Source organism: Ignavibacteriota bacterium (genome assembly GCA_013285405.1).
Taxonomy (GTDB): domain Bacteria; phylum Bacteroidota; class Ignavibacteria; order Ignavibacteriales; family Ignavibacteriaceae; genus IGN2.
Map to the genome: position 1 here is coordinate 3,325,021 of CP053446.1, position 18,151 is coordinate 3,343,171.

The 18,151-nt window shown below is 33.5% G+C and carries 18 protein-coding genes and 1 tRNA gene; 18 read left to right on the plus strand and 1 reads right to left on the minus strand.

Going from position 1 to position 18,151, the window contains the following annotated elements; all coding sequences use genetic code 11:
• Positions 1-173 precede the first annotated feature (173 nt).
• The 9 genes from folP (at position 174) to HND39_14625 (ending at position 7,450) form a co-directional block, all read left to right on the plus strand.
• A complete protein-coding gene (gene folP, locus HND39_14585; protein ID QKJ97411.1) occupies positions 174-1,073 on the plus strand; it encodes a dihydropteroate synthase in 900 nt (299 codons plus the stop codon).
• Positions 1,070-1,891, plus strand: coding sequence for a TIGR00159 family protein (locus tag HND39_14590; GenBank protein QKJ97412.1), 822 nt, complete (start codon positions 1,070-1,072; stop codon positions 1,889-1,891). The genes folP and HND39_14590 overlap by 4 nt, the downstream gene beginning before the upstream one ends.
• Before the next feature lie 49 nt (positions 1,892-1,940).
• The gene (locus HND39_14595) at positions 1,941-2,540 is read left to right on the plus strand and encodes a glycosyltransferase family 2 protein (protein ID QKJ97413.1); all 600 of its coding nucleotides are present in this window, start codon (positions 1,941-1,943) and stop codon (positions 2,538-2,540) included.
• Positions 2,541-2,640: 100 nt separating this feature from the next.
• Positions 2,641-3,318: a metal-dependent hydrolase gene (locus HND39_14600; protein ID QKJ97414.1), complete on the plus strand. Its 678-nt coding sequence runs from the start codon at positions 2,641-2,643 to the stop codon at positions 3,316-3,318.
• A 28-nt stretch (positions 3,319-3,346) separates the two neighbouring features.
• Positions 3,347-4,132 (plus strand): ParA family protein, encoded by a 786-nt coding sequence (locus tag HND39_14605; protein QKJ97415.1) that lies wholly within the window; start codon positions 3,347-3,349, stop codon positions 4,130-4,132.
• A gap of 1 nt (position 4,133) precedes the next feature.
• Positions 4,134-5,078 (plus strand): ParB/RepB/Spo0J family partition protein, encoded by a 945-nt coding sequence (locus HND39_14610; GenBank protein ID QKJ97416.1) that lies wholly within the window; start codon positions 4,134-4,136, stop codon positions 5,076-5,078.
• Positions 5,050-5,535: a hypothetical protein gene (locus HND39_14615; protein ID QKJ97417.1), complete on the plus strand. Its 486-nt coding sequence runs from the start codon at positions 5,050-5,052 to the stop codon at positions 5,533-5,535. Before HND39_14610 ends, HND39_14615 begins: the two co-directional genes overlap by 29 nt.
• 16 nt (positions 5,536-5,551) lie before the next feature.
• The gene (locus tag HND39_14620) at positions 5,552-6,262 is read left to right on the plus strand and encodes a hypothetical protein (protein ID QKJ97418.1); all 711 of its coding nucleotides are present in this window, start codon (positions 5,552-5,554) and stop codon (positions 6,260-6,262) included.
• A 3-nt stretch (positions 6,263-6,265) separates the two neighbouring features.
• Positions 6,266-7,450, plus strand: a complete 1,185-nt coding sequence (locus HND39_14625; protein ID QKJ97419.1) for an aspartate aminotransferase family protein — start codon at positions 6,266-6,268, stop codon at positions 7,448-7,450.
• A gap of 119 nt (positions 7,451-7,569) precedes the next feature.
• On the opposite strand, the gene HND39_14630 is transcribed toward HND39_14625, so the two are convergent.
• On the minus strand, positions 7,570-8,496 hold the full coding sequence (locus HND39_14630) for a hypothetical protein (protein QKJ97420.1): 927 nt from the start codon (positions 8,494-8,496) through the stop codon (positions 7,570-7,572).
• Positions 8,497-8,536: 40 nt separating this feature from the next.
• Here HND39_14630 and HND39_14635 point away from each other — a divergent pair, with 40 nt between their 5' ends.
• The 9 genes from HND39_14635 (at position 8,537) to ftsY (ending at position 17,958) form a co-directional block, all read left to right on the plus strand.
• Positions 8,537-9,064, plus strand: a complete 528-nt coding sequence (locus HND39_14635; GenBank protein ID QKJ97421.1) for a hypothetical protein — start codon at positions 8,537-8,539, stop codon at positions 9,062-9,064.
• Positions 9,054-9,326: a hypothetical protein gene (locus HND39_14640; GenBank protein QKJ97422.1), complete on the plus strand. Its 273-nt coding sequence runs from the start codon at positions 9,054-9,056 to the stop codon at positions 9,324-9,326. The genes HND39_14635 and HND39_14640 overlap by 11 nt, the downstream gene beginning before the upstream one ends.
• Positions 9,323-9,751: a 3-dehydroquinate dehydratase gene (locus HND39_14645; protein QKJ97423.1), complete on the plus strand. Its 429-nt coding sequence runs from the start codon at positions 9,323-9,325 to the stop codon at positions 9,749-9,751. The genes HND39_14640 and HND39_14645 overlap by 4 nt, the downstream gene beginning before the upstream one ends.
• A 176-nt stretch (positions 9,752-9,927) precedes the next feature.
• Entirely contained in the window at positions 9,928-10,323 is a 396-nt protein-coding gene (locus HND39_14650; GenBank protein QKJ97424.1) for a MerR family transcriptional regulator, read from the plus strand.
• A gap of 2 nt (positions 10,324-10,325) precedes the next feature.
• Positions 10,326-10,399: transfer RNA gene (locus tag HND39_14655), tRNA-Pro, on the plus strand.
• 352 nt (positions 10,400-10,751) lie between these two features.
• On the plus strand, positions 10,752-12,239 hold the full coding sequence (locus tag HND39_14660) for an amidophosphoribosyltransferase (GenBank protein ID QKJ97425.1): 1,488 nt from the start codon (positions 10,752-10,754) through the stop codon (positions 12,237-12,239).
• Positions 12,229-16,461, plus strand: a complete 4,233-nt coding sequence (locus HND39_14665; protein QKJ97426.1) for a S8 family serine peptidase — start codon at positions 12,229-12,231, stop codon at positions 16,459-16,461. The genes HND39_14660 and HND39_14665 overlap by 11 nt, the downstream gene beginning before the upstream one ends.
• Position 16,462: 1 nt before the next feature.
• Positions 16,463-17,014, plus strand: a complete 552-nt coding sequence (locus HND39_14670) for a CDP-alcohol phosphatidyltransferase family protein (protein QKJ97427.1) — start codon at positions 16,463-16,465, stop codon at positions 17,012-17,014.
• On the plus strand, positions 17,014-17,958 hold the full coding sequence (gene ftsY, locus HND39_14675; protein QKJ97428.1) for a signal recognition particle-docking protein FtsY: 945 nt from the start codon (positions 17,014-17,016) through the stop codon (positions 17,956-17,958). The genes HND39_14670 and ftsY overlap by 1 nt, the downstream gene beginning before the upstream one ends.
• The last annotated feature ends 193 nt before the right edge of the window (positions 17,959-18,151 follow it).

Consider the following 18,151-nt stretch of genomic DNA (forward strand, 5'->3'; position numbering starts at 1 on the left):
AGTTTAATTATTCTCTTTTGCGTTTTAATGGATTTTATGGGCTTGAACTAAGGAATATTCCGTCAGAATTATTTTACATTTTTAGTGATAGTAATGGATCAAACATATTTCAATCAGGAAATAATTTTTTGATCACAGGTTCATTTCACGATATCCGAAATAGTATCAATAATATGAAATTAACTGAAGTTATAAAATCAGATTTACTTAATCCGATTAAGAATTATGAAAAGTCTTCAATGATCAAATATCAAATCGGTAAAAAAGTATTTGATTTTAAATATTCATATTCCATGGGTGTTCTCAACGTCACTCCTGATTCATTTTCTGATGGAGGAAAATTCTTCAAAAAGAAAGAAGCACTTCAACTTGCATCGCGAATGGTAGAGGAAGGCGTGGATATTATTGATATTGGCGGAGAATCTACAAGACCGGGATCTATTCCAATTGAAGAGCAGGAAGAATTACAGCGGGTTATTCCTTTGATTGAAAGAATAATATTAGAAAAACCGGAAACAATTATTTCAGTTGATACAGTACGTTCAAACGTTGCACGAAAAGCTCTTGAAAGCGGTGCAAAGATAGTTAATGATATTAGCGCAGGAACATTTGATCCAAATATCTTCAATATCATAAAGGATTTTGATGCATCAATGGTAATAATGCATATCAAAGGTAAACCTAAAACAATGCAGGTTTCGCCCAGCTATGAAAATGTAATCACTGAGATTTATGACTTTCTTTCCGGACAAATTGAAATTGCGGTGAAGCATGGAATAAAACAAATTTTTATTGATCCTGGTATTGGCTTTGGAAAAAGAATTGAAGATAATCTTAAACTTTTAAGCAGGCTTGAAGACTTTAAGTCATTGGGATTTCCTATTTTAATTGGTGTTTCTAGAAAATCTTTTATTGGGAACATCCTTAATTTAAGTATTGAAAACCGGGATGATGCTTCCAATGCTTTAAATGCGATGCTTTTAACAAAAGGAGCCAGAGTAATACGAACTCATAATTTTGTTCAAGCTGTTCAAACTTGTAAACTTTATAATTCACTTACAGACTATCAATGATAGAACTTTTCAAAATCGGATTTTTAACATTTACTCTTTTAGATCTGATTGATATCCTGATCGTGGGTTTTATTGTTTATAAATTATATGTCCTGCTCAGAGGAACAATCGCTGCTCAGATTTTTATTGGACTAATAATTATTTTAATCATTTCATTTGCAGCACAGGCAATTCAATTAAAAGCTCTTAACTGGCTTTTGAAACTCATTACTGACATCTGGGTGATTGCATTCGTTATTTTGTTTCAACCGGAAATCAGACGTCTGCTGGTAATACTCGCCAGAAATCCTATAATAAAAATATTCAGTAAGCATGATATTGGTGAATCCGCTGAGATCATTGCCGATGCAGCATTTGAACTTTCTCAGAGACAATATGGAGCGTTGATCGTAATTATCAGAGAAACCGGAATCAGAACGTATATTGAATCAGGTGAAATTTTAAGTGCCCGACTCAGTAAATCATTAATTACTTCTATTTTCTTCCCAAAATCTTCATTACACGATGGAGCTGTGATTGTAAAAGGCAATATTGTTGAAGCTGCCAGATGTACTCTGCCTTTATCTACAACCACACAAGTTGATGGAGAAAATCTTGGTATGCGGCACAGAGCAGGATTAGGTATAAGTGAACAAGCTGATGTCATAAGTGTAATTGTCTCGGAGGAAACCGGTGGAATTGCAGTGGCTGAGAATGGTATTTTAACAACAGGTCTTTCAAAAGATTCACTCAAGAAAAAGTTAAAAGAATCTTTTGTGGCACCAACTCCAAAAGGCTGGAAATCATTATTTGAACAATTCAAAGGTCATAAGAAATAATTCCAGTCTGATATGTGCAGTCATTCCTTTTTATAATGAAAAAGAGACTTTGACAATTATTTTAAATGATACATTGAATTATGTTGACTCTATTATCGCTGTAAACGATGGTTCTATTGATGGCTGGGCTTATGAACAGAATGAAAATAAAATTCATTTTATAAATCTTGACAGGAATTACGGAAAAGGAAAAGCATTGAATGCAGGATTTGAAGCAGCACTTGAAAGAGGGATGAAAATAATAATTACTCTTGATGCAGATCTTCAGCACGAACCAAAATACATCCCGCATCTGATAAGCAGTTTGGAGACGTATGATATCGTTATTGGAAACCGATTAAAAAATTTAACTGGTATGCCTGTTCAAAGAAAGTTGAGTAATAAGTTAACTTCAGTTTTGCTTTCATTTAAAACAAAACAAAAAATAGTGGATAGTCAATGTGGTTTCCGGGCATTCCGATCCGAAGTATTAAAAAATGTCCGAACCAATAGCCCAGGATTTGAAGCAGAGAGTGAAATGATTATCCAAGCTGCAAAAAAAGGATTCAGGATAGGCTTTGTTGATGTTCCAACTATCTACGGAAAGGAAAAGAGCAAAATGAAACCTTTGCAGGCGATAATCGGTTTTTTAAGGGTTCTATTATCTTAAACAATGAATTAATTTTATAGTCGAAAACAAAATTTTTCTAAGTTATTTTTGTCAATGACAGGATAAACGTTTTTGTATTATAAAAGAATGGAGTGATAAAATGAAATTAAGATATTTTTCACATTCAGCTTTTCAACTGACCACATCTGTCGGTACGAAAATTTTAATAGATCCGTTTTTATCAGGAAATCCAACGTCACCTGTAAAACAGAACGAAGTTGACGCAAATTATATAATTCTGACTCACGCACATGGTGATCATATTGGTGATAGTTTCGAGATAGCAAAAAGATGTAACTCTACATTTATTTGCGTTAATGAACTGGCAAATTATTGTAAGTCTAAAGGATTTAATGCTCACAATATGCATATTGGTGGTGCACATAATTTTGATTTTGGAAAAGTTAAATTTACTATAGCTCACCATGGTTCATTAACTCCGGATAACCATTATGCCGGAGAACCTGCCGGAGTTATTATATCAGTTGACGGAAAAAATGTTTATCATACCGGCGATACCGGATTATTTTATGATATGAAACTGATAGGTGAGATGACCCCAATTGATTATATGCTTCTGCCGATTGGAGATAATTTTACGATGGGAATTACGGATGCAGTTAAAGCAGTTGAATTTGTTTCACCAAAATTTGCTGTGCCAATACATTATAACACTTTTCCGGTTATCATTGCGGATCCAAATGAGTTCAAAAAATTATGTGAATCTAAAGGTCACCAGGTGAAAGTACTTAAGTTTGGAGAAGAAATAGAATTATAACTAAACTGGATAGTAAATAAATAATTTAATGACTAAAATAATAGCCATAGCAAATCAAAAAGGAGGAGTAGGTAAAACTACCACCGCTATCAATTTATCTTCACTTCTTGCTGCTGCAGAAATGAAAACACTTTTGATTGATATTGATCCACAATCTAATTCATCCTCCGGACTTAGTGTGGTAAAACATAGTCCCTCCGTTTATGAAGTGCTTGTCGGCAATGAAAACATAAAAGATGCGATAATAGAATCATTTATGCCGTTTCTTGATTTACTTCCTTCAAATATTAACCTTGTTGGTGCAGAAATTGAAATGGTTGAATTACCAAAAAGAGAAACAATACTTAAAGAATCTCTGCAGGAAATTTCGGAGAGATATGATTATATTTTAATTGATTGTCCGCCTTCGCTTGGTCTGTTAACACTCAATGCGCTTACTGCTGCAGATTCAGTATTGATTCCTGTCCAGTGTGAATATTTTGCGCTCGAAGGTTTAGGTCAACTCTTAAACACTATCAATATTGTCAAACAATATTACAATAGTAAATTAACAATTGAAGGCGTTCTGCTTACAATGTTTGATACCCGATTAAGACTTTCGCATCAGGTTGCAGATGAAGTGAGAAAATATTTTGGTGAGAAAGTTTATAATACGGTCATTAACCGAAATGTTAGAATATCTGAGGCTCCAAGTTTTGGAAAACCAATCATACACTATGACGCTGTATCAACCGGTGCGCAAAATTATATGGCGCTTGCTGTTGAAGTTATTGAAAGAAATTCAAAATCTATAAATACTGTAGGAAATGAGTAAAATGAAAACAGGTTTAGGCAGAGGATTAGATGCTTTGATCAAGCCTCAGGAATATATTAAAAATACTGAGCAAAATGTTGACTTATCAAGAGTTAAGGACGACGATGGTAAACAGATTGATGTCCTTGCAAAAATTGCTGTTGAGTTTGTATCAAGAAATCCATATCAGCCTCGTTTCAATATTGATCCTGTATCGCTTGATGAACTTAAAAAATCAATACTTACAAATGGTTTGATCCAGCCGATTACAGTAAGGAGAACACCTGATCATAAATATCAGTTAATCTCTGGTGAGAGAAGACTTCAGGCTTGCAAAGAGATTGGATTCAAGGAAATACCAGCATACATCATTGATGTTGATTCTGACGAATTAATGCTGGCGCTTGCTTTGATTGAAAATATTCAACGAGAAAAGTTAAATGCTATTGAGGTTGGCACTGCTTACAAAAGATTGATGGATGAATGTCATCTTACTCAGGAACAAATTGCTGAGAGAGTTGGTAAAGACAGAACGACTGTTGCAAATACTATCAGGTTATTGAAACTTCCACAAAAAATTCAGGACGCGTTGGCTCAGGATAAAATTACATCCGGACACGCAAGAGCATTAATCAATCTTGACAATGAGCCACTTCAGCTTCAATTGCTCGATAATATTCTCAGTAAAAATCTATCTGTAAGAAAAGTTGAACGGCTTGTCCGAGAATTGAATGAAGGTGGCACCAGAAAAATAAATAAGACTCAAACAAATGATGATGTGAAAGCTACTTTCTACACTCCAAATTTACGTGATGTGGAAGATAAACTGCGCGTAATTTTTGGAACAAAGGTTAAATGTGTTCAGAGAAAAGACGGTACCGGCGAAATAACTTTAGAGTACTATTCAAAAGATGAATTCGAGCGTTTAATTGAACTCTTTGAAATTATTACCAAGAATTATAATTAGTATATTTTTTGTACTGGTTATTTTTTCCACGATAACTCACAGTCAGGAAATCACCGATACAAACCCTCCTTCCGATACCGGATTTGTTTTGCAAAAATCACCATGGGGTGCTGTTCTGCGAAGTGCTGTAATTCCTGGATTCGGTCAATTTTATAATGAATCATACTGGAAAATACCGGTCATCTGGGGTGTTGGCGCTTTATTTATTTCTGGTTGGGTTCATAACAATAATCTTTATAAAGATTATAAAGATTTGTTTATTGAAACCGGAAATCAAAATTATTTGCAATACAGAGATTTTTACAGAGATCAACGTGATAATTTTGCAATTTATCTGGCGTTGTTATATCTGCTAAATCTGGTTGATGCTTATGTCGATGCTCATTTGTATGATTTCAACGTAGATGAAGATCTTATCACAGGATCTTCAAGATTAAATTTCAGACTTTATTTCTGAACTTAAAAACCTGTAGATGAAAAACTCAATTACTTGTCCTCATTGCAAGTCCGATAATGCTTTCTATAATGTAACATGCAATAAATGTGGATATTATCTGCGGGACAAAATCTATAATATTGATCTGTGGTCAATTATTATAAAATTAATTGATAATCCTTCAAAGGCTTTCAGAAATATCATTTATGCGGAGCATAAAAATTTTATTTTTTTTATTCTTCTTTTCATCTCTGCAAAAGTTTTAATCAACAGTCGTTTCCTTTCAATGGTCAGCGTTGGAGAATTTCAAACAACATTAGAATTGTTTTTCAGTTATCTGATCGTTCTGGTCTCTGTACTAATTTTTTTTATTGTATTCACTTTTGCTTATAAATCACTATGTATTTTTCAGAGTGTTCATTTCAGATTTGCGGATATTATTTCTTTAATTATCTATTCTCAAATTCCATTTGTTTTTGGACTAATAATTTTATTTCCTCTTGAGTTGGTGATCTTTGGTGATTACTTGTTCTCAATTAATCCATCACCTTTCTTAATAAAAGGCAGCATAGCATATCTGTTTCTTGTAATGGAATTAGCATTAATATTATGGAATATATTTCTCACTTTCTTAGCTTTCAAAGTTCACTCACACAATCTTATCCTCAGCACTGTTGTTACGATTAGTTTCGTTGTTTTGTTCTGGGTTTTAATATACTTTTGTTCAGTTATCATATTTACAATTTAAATTATGTCATCAACCGATAATTCCTTTAACAGAGATGAAGAATATATTGTTCACACCTATAAAAGATTGCCTATAGAAATTACACACGGCGAGGGTGTTTATTTATTTTCAAAAGATGGCAGGAAATATCTTGATTTTTTTTCTGGTCTTGCTGTGAATGCCCTTGGTTACGGAAATAAAAAAGTAATTAGTTCAATAGAGGATCAGCTAAATAAATATCTGCACATTTCTAACTATTATATCAGTACGCCCCAGATCCAACTTGCTGAAAAATTAGTCAAGTATTCAGGATTATCAAAAGTATTTTTCACAAACAGCGGAACAGAAGCAATTGAAGCTTCACTGAAACTGGTAAGAAAAGTATCCGGACCTCAAAAAAGAATAATTGCATTTTCAAATGCATTTCATGGAAGAACTTATGGCGCATTGAGTATTAGTGGAAAAGAAAAATATAAAAAACAATTTGAGCCGTTAGTTCCAAATATTGTTCGATTAAATTTTAATGACATTGATGAAATTAAAAACTCAATAGATGCTAATACTGCAGCAGTTTTTATAGAGTTTGTTCAGGGAGAAGCAGGAATTTATACTGCTTCAGCACAATTCGTTCAACAGTTAGATGAACTAAGAAAAATATTTGGTTTCATACTGGTCGCTGATGAGATTCAAACTGGAATAGGTCGAACCGGTAAGCGTTTTTCATTTAATCATTACAATATAGAGCCCGATATAATTGTTTTAGCTAAAGCAATTGGAGGAGGATTACCTCTGGGTGCTATGATTATTAACAAAAAATATTCAGAGGCATTTCAACCTGGTGATCATGGAAGTACTTTCGGGGGCAATCCGGTTGCGTGCGCTGCTGGGTTGGCTGTTACCGAAATAGTTTTTGAAAATGGATTGGTTGATCAAGTGGAAAAATTGGGAAATTATTTCAAATCAGAATTAGTATCAATCTCAACGAACTTTCAATCAATTATAAATGAAGTTAGGGGAATTGGATTCATGCTCGGTGTGGAATTGAAAGATTCCTGTTTAAATATTGTTGATGAGTTTTTGAAAAATGGAATATTGGTTAATTGTACAAATGACAAAGTAATCAGGATTTTACCACCACTTATTGCAACAAAAGACAACATTGATTATTTCCTGAGTACTTTTAGAAATATTCTAAACAAATACTCGTGATGATTTCTTCATTAACTTCTTACATTCTTGTAATAGGAACTCGTTTATCCGGATTATTTACAGTCAGAAGATTAAAGGAATAAATTTCATCAGGCAAAAGGACACGAATAGTCAAAACGTCAATCCGTAGTTTTATAAAAAATATTTTTAACGATTGCACCGTATCTAATACCTCGAGTACTAACCGACAAATTTTCGATTTTATAATATTTCAAAAATTGTTCAAGTATAATCGCTCCTGCCAGGATTATGTCTTCACGCCCTTGCATTATCGTCCCATACTTGTTAAGAATACCAGTTGAATCAAGTTTACTGATTTCTGAAATCATGTGAATTAAATCATCTTTTTTTAGAGTAAAGTTATCAACCAAATCTTCATCAAACTCTTTTAGTCCAAGATGCATACATGCTAATGTTGTTGCCGTTCCCGCTACCGCAATTATCTGTGATGAAACTAATGAATTGTTATAAGTTCGAAAATGATTTGTAGCTGAACTGTTTAAAGATTCTATTTCATTTATTGTGGGAGGTGAGGATTTAAGAAATTCTTCCGTCGCAGTAACTGAACCGAGTTGTAAACTGACTTTAGACAAAATTTTTGTGGTATCACCCGTTATGATTTCAGTACTGCTCCCGCCGATATCGATTACTGTCGTTCTGCCAATAGTCTTTAATGCTGAAGTAGCTCCAAGATATGCATACTCTGCTTCTTCATTTCCATCTATTACTATTAATTCCATCCCACATTCTTTACGAATGGTTTCGATAATTTCTGACGAGTTAGAAGCTATCCTGAATACATTTGTTCCGGAGACAATTATTCTTCCACAATTAAACTTATTAATAATACTTTTGTATTTCCTCAAAACTGCTAATAAGTTAGAGATACTCTCTGAACTTATTTTACCATTTTGTTTGATTCCCCGACCGATTCTGGGCATATTATAATCATTAAATACCGGTACAATACTTTTTGTCACAGTATTGACTTCTGCGATCAAAAGTATAACTGTATTTGTACCAATATCGATAGAAGCAATAGTCATATATTTTTTTTAAATTTAAATTAAAGATTGGATAAATTAAATGAAAAAAGAAAAAATACTTACAAAAATCTTTGCATATATTTCACTTACTTCAGGAAGTATTTGGTTTGGAGCATATATCTCCAGGTTGCTCACAACCTACCAAATGTTTGAGGCTACCGAACTCAAATTAAAAAGTTATGTCACGGATAGTAATATCTCATCTATTTTTCAAACAACGTATCCTTTAGTAAACTTAACTATCTTTTCTTATTTAATTATGATAGTTTCATTCACATTATTTTTGGTATTCTCAAAAATTAAATTAAAAGAGAACGGTTGGCTATTCATTATTGCAATGATCATTTACTTAACTTTACCATTTGAATTTATTCTTTTACTGATTGATTATAAACTCTTTATTTTATTTATGAATGACCAGTTTACATCAGAACTAATATTGCAATTAATAACGAAAAGGGTTACTATGTTAAGCAGCTTTCCGATTATACTATTGTTTAGTTATTTATCGATACCATACTTTTTAGTATTTCAACCATTCACAAAAAAGACATCGAATGAAAATTAAAGAAAAAGAATTTGAAGAAATATTGCAGGAATTAAAATCGGTTGCAGACCAGCTTGGAGCAAGTATCAGGTTTGAAAAGGGAGACTTTAAGGGTGGATATTGTATTATTAACGATAAGAAAGTCATTGTAATTAATAAAATGACCAACCTTCAGAGAAAAGTTATGATACTCTCGACAGCATTAAAGGAATTAGGCGTCGAAGAAATTTATCTTTCACCACGACTAAGAGAAGTAATAGAAGAAATGTCAGGTTCAGTATGAGAATTATAATTATAAATGGTCCTAACTTAAATCTCATGGAAAAACGTCCAGCAGACATATATGGAAATATCTCATTAACCGAAATCGAAAAAATTGTAAAGACAGCATATCCAAAACATCAGTTCGAGTTTTTTCAAAGCAATCACGAGGGCGAATTAATTGAAAGAATCCAATCTGCTGATTCAACATTTGATGGATTAGTGATTAATCCCGGTGGTTTCTCACATACTTCAGTTGCGATCAAAGATGCTCTCGAACTTTGTTCAGTTCCTAAAATTGAGGTCCATTTATCGAATATTGCTTCCCGCGAAAACTTTAGGAATGTTATGCTAACTGCTTCAAGTTGTAATGGTTACATAAGCGGTTTTAGAGAAAAGGGTTATCTTGCAGCAGTTTTCCTTCTTGAGAAAATAACAGCAAAGTAATAAATAGATAAACTTTGTGTCATAAAACTCCTATTCTGTTCTGACTGAATTTGTAACAATCAATGGTATGAAAAGAGTTAACTGATATAATTAAAGTTAATAGTTACAAACTCGACTTAAATTTTGATATATTAACAAGGATTTCTTAAGTTTCTATCAAGAATTTTATAAAAACTATGCGAGACCTTTCAATAAAAAAGTTATACTACTCAATCAGTGAAGTAAGCAAAATCACAGATATCGAACAGTACGTGTTGAGATATTGGGAAACTGAATTTGAACAGTTAACTCCACAAAAAAACAGAGCAGGCAACAGAATATATACAAATAAGGATATCCGCTTAATCCTTTACATCAAAGAACTTTTGAGAGAGAAAAAATATACTATTGAAGGTGCAAAAAAAATCCTTGAAAATTATGAACAGGATAAGAAACCAATCGTTGAGGTAAAAGAGAAAAAAATAATTGAAGATATTAAACCAGAAGTTGAAATTGTGATGGATAATATTTCAGTAAAAGAGGACCTTAAGGAGATTAAAGAAATCTTAAAATATTTGTTACAGAAAATTTAATACGGAACGTGGCGCAGCCCGGTAGCGTACCTGAATGGGGTTCAGGTGGTCGGGGGTTCAAATCCCCCCGTTCCGACAAAAACAAAATCTTATCAGAACATTCTCACAAAATTTATTAATAATATATTTTTTATAATTTCATTTGAATGGGATTCAGGTGGTCGTGGGTTCTTCCGAAGGAATGCCTTCGGCAAAATCCCCCCGTTCCGACTCAAGATCGCTCAACTAAAGGTTGAGTTTTTCTTTTTTAAAATTAACTCTGGAAATAATAAACATTTTTCAATGTCCGTTTTATTGTCTTCTAATTAGAAACCATATTCTTAAATTCTATTTTTTAAATTAAGTTTTGCTAATCGTCTATTCTGATTATTCAGATGGTATACCTAAATTTGACCTATAATTTTCTATTAACCTTCATATTTTTCGTTATGCAATTTAGCATCCAAAGAGAAAAACCAACCTGCAATTGTGGAGTATTTGGAATCTATGGTTCACAAAATGCTTCACTTGAAACTTACTATGGTTTACACGCGTTGCAGCATAGAGGTCAGGAAGCGTGTGGTATAGTAACAAAAAGCACCAATCAAAAAAATCATGAGGTATTTTCTGTACATAAAGGTGAAGGTCTTGTCACGGAAGTTTTTGTTGATCAGGAAATTTTTCAGCACAAACTCAAAGGTGATGTTGCAATTGGTCATAACCGCTACTCAACGACGGGTTCAGCTCAATCAATAAAAAATATACAACCTTTCATTGTCAATTACAGACTTGGCAATCTTGCAGTTGCACATAACGGAAATCTTACTAATGCTAGGGAAATTCGTGAAGAATTAGTAAACGAAGGCTCTATATTTCAAACTACAAGTGACACCGAAGTTATACTTCATTTAATTGCACGCAGTAAATTGAATGATCAAATTGATCAGATAAAAGAAGCACTCCAAAAAATAGAAGGTGCGTTCAGTCTTGTGATTATGACTGATGATAAGCTTGTTGCAGCCAGAGATCCAAATGGATTCAGACCTCTTGTAATTGGAAAACTGAATAATGCGTTTATTGTAACTTCAGAAACCTGTGCATTCGATCTGATTAGTGCAGAGTTTATTCGGGAAGTTTTGCCCGGCGAAATCGTGGTTATTGATGACGAAGTGATTCAAACAAGAGAAATAAAATCATACAACATTCATACTTCAATCGCACCTCAAAAACATTGTATTTTCGAGTTCATTTATTTCTCACGTCCGGATAGTTTCATCTTCGGTCACAATGTAGATAAAATGAGAAGAAGACTTGGTAAAGTACTTGCCAGGAACCATCCCGTCTATAATGAAGATGATAATAAAGTTATTGTTATTAGTGTGCCGGATAGTTCAAATACAACAGCTTTAGGTTATCAAACAGAACTGGAGAAACTCGGTGTTAATTGCAGATTGGAAATTGGTTTAATCCGAAGTCACTATATCGGCAGAACATTTATTCAACCGGGACAGGCTAACAGGGAAATTGGTGTTAAAATTAAATTCAACACAGTTAAAGGGGTTCTTGAAGGAAGAACTGTTGTGCTGATTGATGACTCAATTGTTCGTGGAACTACTTCAAAACAACTCGTTAAATTAATTCGTGATGCAAATCCAAAATCTATTCATCTTAGAATTTCATCTTCTCCAATAACTCATCCTTGTTATTATGGAATGGATTTCCCAAGCAAAGAGGAGTTAATCGCACATAATTATAACTCGGATATTCAAGAAATCGGCAAATATCTTGGAGTAGATACACTTGAATATCTGACAATTGATGAAATGCTCGAAGCAGTTTCAGAAGCAGGAAAAGATAATTTCTGTTATGCTTGTTTCTCCGGAAAATATCCTACAGTTGTTGATCACAAATTCAAAAAGGAAATATATGAGATTTAGTCTGTTTTTTCTGATAATTCTGCTAACATCCATTTCTCATTTCACATCAGCACAGAGTACATATTTTATCAAGTATAAATCAGATGTTTCATTAGCTGAAGTTGAGCAAAAAGTTCAGCAGGATCAGTTTGTTCCGGCAGGGATTCAGTTGAGATTGCAATCTGAAACTAAGTCGGTTGATCATCTTGCTAAAGGAATAGCAAAGGCTGACGAAGTAATAGGAAGAATAATAAAGATTACATTCACTGATGATGTTGATGAATCACAATTTCTTCAACTAAAAAATCTTGACCCGACAATTGAGTATGTACAAAAATCGGTCAACTATAAAATTGATTTTGTACCAAATGATAGCTTATTATCACAGCAGTGGGCATTGGAGAAAATTCAGGCATTTGACGCATGGGATGTAACAACCGGATCTGATACAGTTCTACTTGGTATCATTGATACGGGAATTGATTATTACCATCCCGACCTCAAAAACAAAATCTGGCAGAATCCGGGTGAGACTGGTAATGGCAAAGAAACGAATGGAATTGATGACGATAACAATGGATTTGTTGATGATTATCGTGGTTGGGATTTTACAGATCGTGTAGGTTTTCCATTCGATTCCACAGGTGGTGATTATCTCAATTGGGATAACGATCCATTCGATGAATATGGTCATGGAACTAACATTTCGGGAATTGCAGGAGCCGAAACAAATAATTACACCGGGATTGCTGGCGTCGCTCCAAATATTAAACTTGTGAACCTGCGAGCATTCGATCCGGGTGGATATGGTGAAGAAGATGATGTTGCAGCAGCGATCCTTTATGCTGTTCAGATGAAGGTTAAAGTTCTGAATATGAGCTTTGGTGATTATTCTTTCTCATATGTTCTCAGAGATGTGATTAGATATGCTTATTCAAAAAATATAGTACTTGTTGGAAGTTCAGGGAATAGTACACCTCCATCAACTGATCCACATTATCCATCAGGATATTCGGAAGTAATTTGTGTAGGTAATTCTACAGTGTATGATTTCATTGCAACAAATTCGAACTATGGTTCAACTTTGGATTTAGTTGCCCCAGGTACACTAATAATGAGTACAGCAAAAGATAATAAATATGCCCTGGTCAGCGGTACATCAGCTGCAACTCCTCATGTTGCGGCAACTGCTGCATTAATTCTTTCCTTAGAAAGTTTTACTAATGAAGAAGTTAAGCAAATTATTAAATCTACAACAGATGATATAATGGAACCAGGTTGGGATATAGAAAGCGGCGCTGGAAGGTTAAATACGCACCGAGCATTAACAACGCTTGCCCCTTCTATAATTAAGTTCAATCATCCTTACCAGGATTTTGCGATTCTAGATGATTCCTTAAAAATAAATGCGACAGTTCTTTCACCATTGTTCTCATATTATAGTCTTTATTATGGCTATGGATTTAATCCAACGAATTGGACGTCTCTAATCAATCAGGGAAGTAATCAGTTTTCTGATCAGGATATTTACTCACTTACTCTTTCAAATTTACCAGACAGTGTTTATTGTTTAAGACTGGTTGTTCAATTAACAAACGGTAGAACGCTTGAAGAAAGAGTCAATTTTTATATACAGAGGACTCCACCAGAGGTTATTATAGTTGGAGATGGACCTATTTACTATGGAGATAGGTCAACAATTCAAGCTGAAATTTATACGAGCCAACGGTCTGTAGTAAGAATGTTTTATAGGAAATATGGAATGGGTGATTTTAATTTTATTACACTAGATGGATTTAACACAAATAATCAATTTGTTAAGCAACTGCATTATGGATTTATCCCGAAGGAATTAGCTGAGCCCAATACAGTTTACGAAGTTTATTATGAAGCTGAAAATCTTGCAGGATTAAAAAATACAGTCTTAGATACTTTAAACAATTTGTCATATTTTGTCTGGGTAACATCTCCACTGCCGGAAATAGTTATGCCTACAGAAATGAGTTTTACACTTCCAGCAGGTTATGTTTTTAGTAGACCTGTAAGTTTTCTCTCGGAGAATTACAATGAAATTTTCTTTCAACAATTTTATGCTTCACGAGATGCTTATTTTGGATTGTATGTTCTTGATAATGACTCATTCAATAAAATAGACTCAATAAAGAATAAAATCCCAAGATTATTTGGTGACTTTAATAATAACGGGAAAAAAGATTTCGTAAGTATTTTATATCCTAAAGTAAATATTGACGAACAAGAACAACCAAATACATTCAATTTAACGACAGCCTTTAATGGGAGTAGGATTTATTATCCAATAATTATTGAAAATTTGACTGGCGATGAGCAGTATGAATTAATAACACAAAGTGATGATAATAGATATTACATCTTATGGACAATAAAAAGCGACCTTTCAGTTGATAGTGTTCAATCATTTTATAAAAAATTTAATGACAATTTGGAAGGAAATTTTCCATTTAATAATGCAACTACGGGTAACCTTATTACTACAGATACTGATGGTGATCTGCGAAAAGAGGTTTGGTTTATGGATGCAGATGCCGATTTAAAAGGATACGAAATGGACGGATCAGGATATTTGGCAAAAATAGATAGTTTTATTACTCAAGGATTAAGAATAAATCAGAGTAATGTATTTGATGTAGGCGATTATGATGGAGATGGAACTCAAGATTTTGCGATTCTTTATAATACAAATTCAATTGCTCCAAATTTTCTGCTGCTCATTCTTACATACAAGAATAATTCTTTTGAAATTATCACTTCTAAAGTCTTTATGGATCAATCCGCTGAATTTAGCGGACTATTCAATGAAGCTTATCAATCTTTGGGATTTATTGATGTTGACAATGATGGAATCGATGAATTGGTGCTTAATATCTTTCCTTATGCATATATAATGAAGAAAGATATTACTGGTGATAAGTTTATTTATTTTGAGGAAAATATTAATACATTTAGTGTATTTAAAGGTGATTTAAATGGTAATGGTACTCCGGAAGTTTTGTACAATTATATCGATGGTGCAAAATTCTATGAATTTAGTTTACCAAACCAGCCTCCTATTCCTAATAATGTTGAAGGTTTTAGTATCGATTCAAGCAGCATTTTTCTGTCCTGGCTGGGAAGTGTGGACCAATATTACATTTACCGTGGATTGTCTGCTGATAATCTGGAATTAATTGATTCCACTATTGCCACAACTCAATATGTCAACTTTAATCTTACGCAAAACACAAACTACTATTACGCAATACAGTCATTCGATCTATCAAAGCCTGATCCATATTCAAATTTATCAAGGGTTATTAAAGTGTACAGCCACAAGCCGGGAGAAGTAATTTCTGCCATCGTTTCGAGCAGTAAAGCCGTAACAGTAAATTTTTCGGAAAAGATGAGCAACACAATTGAAAATCTGCAGGCATTCAAACTAAATGGTAATGTTTTTCCAAATTCTATTTCACCGGCAAGTCAGTACTCATATCTGCTTACATTCAGAGATGTAATTCCTGTTGGCATAAATGTACTGGAAGTATCAGGACTACGTGATCTGTATGGGTCATCAATTGAGCCATCAACTATTTCATTTAATATGGATTCGGTAATAGTCAATCCGGAATTTTTTATCAGTTCATTCAAAATAGTAGATGCGTATAACATCAGAGTTATATTTAACCTTGAAGTTGATGAACAAAGCGCTACCGATGTTAATAATTATTTCTTCGAACCGTATAATAAAGCTTCTTCAGTTAAGGTTGATGCAACTGATAAAAAAATAATCAATATCAATTTGAACGGACAGAAACCTGTTGGATCAATCGGCAGGGAATATGTGTTGAGAGTAAAAGATATATTTTCATCTCCATCTACAGGAAGCTTGAAAATAAATGAAGGTGCTGGTAGTTACATAGTGCTTTCTACTTTCGCAAGTGATTTGTCAAACGTTTATGTATATCCGAATCCTGTGCATCCGGAGAGCGGGGAATCATTAACTTTTGCAAATCTGCCAAAGTATGCTCATATTACTATCTGGACAATTGATGGAAATCGTATTGGAGAAATTGAAGAAGCAGATGGTAATGGTGGAGTTACATTTGAATTAAAAGATTTGAACGGGAATACACTTTCTTCCGGAATATATGTTTACAGAGTTGTAATGCTTGATGAATCAAAGAATGAACAGGAAGAAAAACTCGGTAAATTTGCAGTGATAAAATGATATGAGCAGAAATAAGATTTTCAATGCTTCAAACTCATTAAGTTTTCTTAGACTGCTTTTAGTAATTCCAGCCTGGATAGCATTTAGCAATTTTGATAAGACATCGCGTTATACTGTCGCAGCAATAGGAATCTTTGCTGCAATCACTGACATACTTGATGGATACCTTGCCCGGAAGCTTAATCAGATAACTGAATTTGGAAAAATTATAGATCCGCTTGCAGATAAAGTGCTGGTCGTTTTTGTAGTATTCAATTTATTTCTCATTGGAGATATTCCGGAATATTATTTCTATTTGATTGTGGCGAGAGACTTTTTGATTCTAATTGGTGGTTTAATAGTTTCAAAAAAGTTGGGGAAAGTGTTACCATCAGATTATCTTGGTAAAGCCACAGTACTTGCTATATCATTTACACTCTTAATGATATTATTAAATGTTGATAGACAGAGCTTGCCATATTTAATTTTATATTATTTGAGTATCCTCTTAATTTTTATATCCTTTATTAACTATGTAATAAAAGCTATAAAATCCTTAAACAAAATGACTTAATGAAATTTTTTAATAATATTAATATTACACGTCTTAAAGAGGGTTTAAATAAAACCAGGGAAAAACTTGTAAACCGAATCACCGAAACATTTTCGGGTAAAGCTGTAATTGATGATAATACTTTAGATGAGCTCGAGGAAATACTTATCACCGCTGATATGGGCGCTGAACTTTCAGAAAAAATAATTACAAATCTCAGAATCAATCTTAAAACAGAAAACGACCGAACTTTTTCAAACATTTTGAATTTGCTTAAAGTTGAGTTGCTTCAAATCGTAACTGATCACAATAATACTTCTTCAAAAACAATTGACTCCAAACCATTTGTGATTCTTATAGTCGGAATCAATGGAGTAGGGAAGACTACAACGATCGGCAAACTCGCTAATAATTTTAGACAAGCAGGTAATAAAGTTATTGTTGGTGCTGCCGATACATTCAGAGCAGCAGCAAATGAACAACTTGATATATGGGCTCGGCGAGCAGGAGTTGATATCGTTAAACTTGATATCGGTTCAGATCCCTCTTCTGTTGCTTTCGAAACTGTTAAAAGAGCGGTTCGTGAAAGCTATGATATTGTTTTAATTGATACTGCAGGAAGACTTCAGAGCAAGGTCAATTTGATGAATGAGTTGAGCAAAATTAAAAATGCTATATCAAAAAGTCTTCCTGGTGCTCCCAATGAAACATTTCTCGTTCTTGACGCAAATCTTGGTCAAAATACTATCTCACAAGCAAATGAGTTTGCAAAAGTTATCAACTTAACCGGACTCATTATCACAAAACTTGATGGAACAGCTAAAGGCGGAACAATCTTTCAAATTTGTGATTCGAATAAAGTACCAGTCAGATATATTGGTGTTGGAGAAAAAATTGATGATCTTCAAACTTTTGATCCAACAATCTTTGTTGACGCACTTTTCAAAACTAATCACCACAATTAAATTTATTCTGTTATAGAACTGCGATATCCAGTGCTTTAGAATATTTGATTCTAGAATAAAATGTAAGCCCACATTTGGTTGTCAATTTAATTACTTTGAATAATCAGAGCGAAACAGGGATGTGTATTTATTGAATGAAGTATTATGATTAAATTTTGTCTGGCAGTAAGTAAAAGGTAAATATGAGTTTACA

Bases quoted from the DNA above. Each gene is read 5' to 3' on its own strand.
- HND39_14610 (QKJ97416.1), top strand. From the start codon at position 4,134: ATGAAAACAGGTTTAGGCAGAGGATTAGATGCTTTGATCAAGCCTCAG.
- ftsY (QKJ97428.1), top strand. From the start codon at position 17,014: ATGAAATTTTTTAATAATATTAATATTACACGTCTTAAAGAGGGTTTA.
- folP (QKJ97411.1), top strand. From the start codon at position 174: ATGAAATTAACTGAAGTTATAAAATCAGATTTACTTAATCCGATTAAG.
- HND39_14590 (QKJ97412.1), top strand. From the start codon at position 1,070: ATGATAGAACTTTTCAAAATCGGATTTTTAACATTTACTCTTTTAGAT.
- HND39_14605 (QKJ97415.1), top strand. From the start codon at position 3,347: ATGACTAAAATAATAGCCATAGCAAATCAAAAAGGAGGAGTAGGTAAA.
- HND39_14640 (QKJ97422.1), top strand. From the start codon at position 9,054: ATGAAAATTAAAGAAAAAGAATTTGAAGAAATATTGCAGGAATTAAAA.
- HND39_14650 (QKJ97424.1), top strand. From the start codon at position 9,928: ATGCGAGACCTTTCAATAAAAAAGTTATACTACTCAATCAGTGAAGTA.
- HND39_14625 (QKJ97419.1), top strand. From the start codon at position 6,266: ATGTCATCAACCGATAATTCCTTTAACAGAGATGAAGAATATATTGTT.
- HND39_14660 (QKJ97425.1), top strand. From the start codon at position 10,752: ATGCAATTTAGCATCCAAAGAGAAAAACCAACCTGCAATTGTGGAGTA.
- HND39_14645 (QKJ97423.1), top strand. From the start codon at position 9,323: ATGAGAATTATAATTATAAATGGTCCTAACTTAAATCTCATGGAAAAA.
- HND39_14670 (QKJ97427.1), top strand. From the start codon at position 16,463: ATGAGCAGAAATAAGATTTTCAATGCTTCAAACTCATTAAGTTTTCTT.
- HND39_14630 (QKJ97420.1), bottom strand. From the start codon at position 8,496: ATGACTATTGCTTCTATCGATATTGGTACAAATACAGTTATACTTTTG.
- HND39_14600 (QKJ97414.1), top strand. From the start codon at position 2,641: ATGAAATTAAGATATTTTTCACATTCAGCTTTTCAACTGACCACATCT.
- HND39_14665 (QKJ97426.1), top strand. From the start codon at position 12,229: ATGAGATTTAGTCTGTTTTTTCTGATAATTCTGCTAACATCCATTTCT.
- HND39_14635 (QKJ97421.1), top strand. From the start codon at position 8,537: ATGAAAAAAGAAAAAATACTTACAAAAATCTTTGCATATATTTCACTT.
- HND39_14620 (QKJ97418.1), top strand. From the start codon at position 5,552: ATGAAAAACTCAATTACTTGTCCTCATTGCAAGTCCGATAATGCTTTC.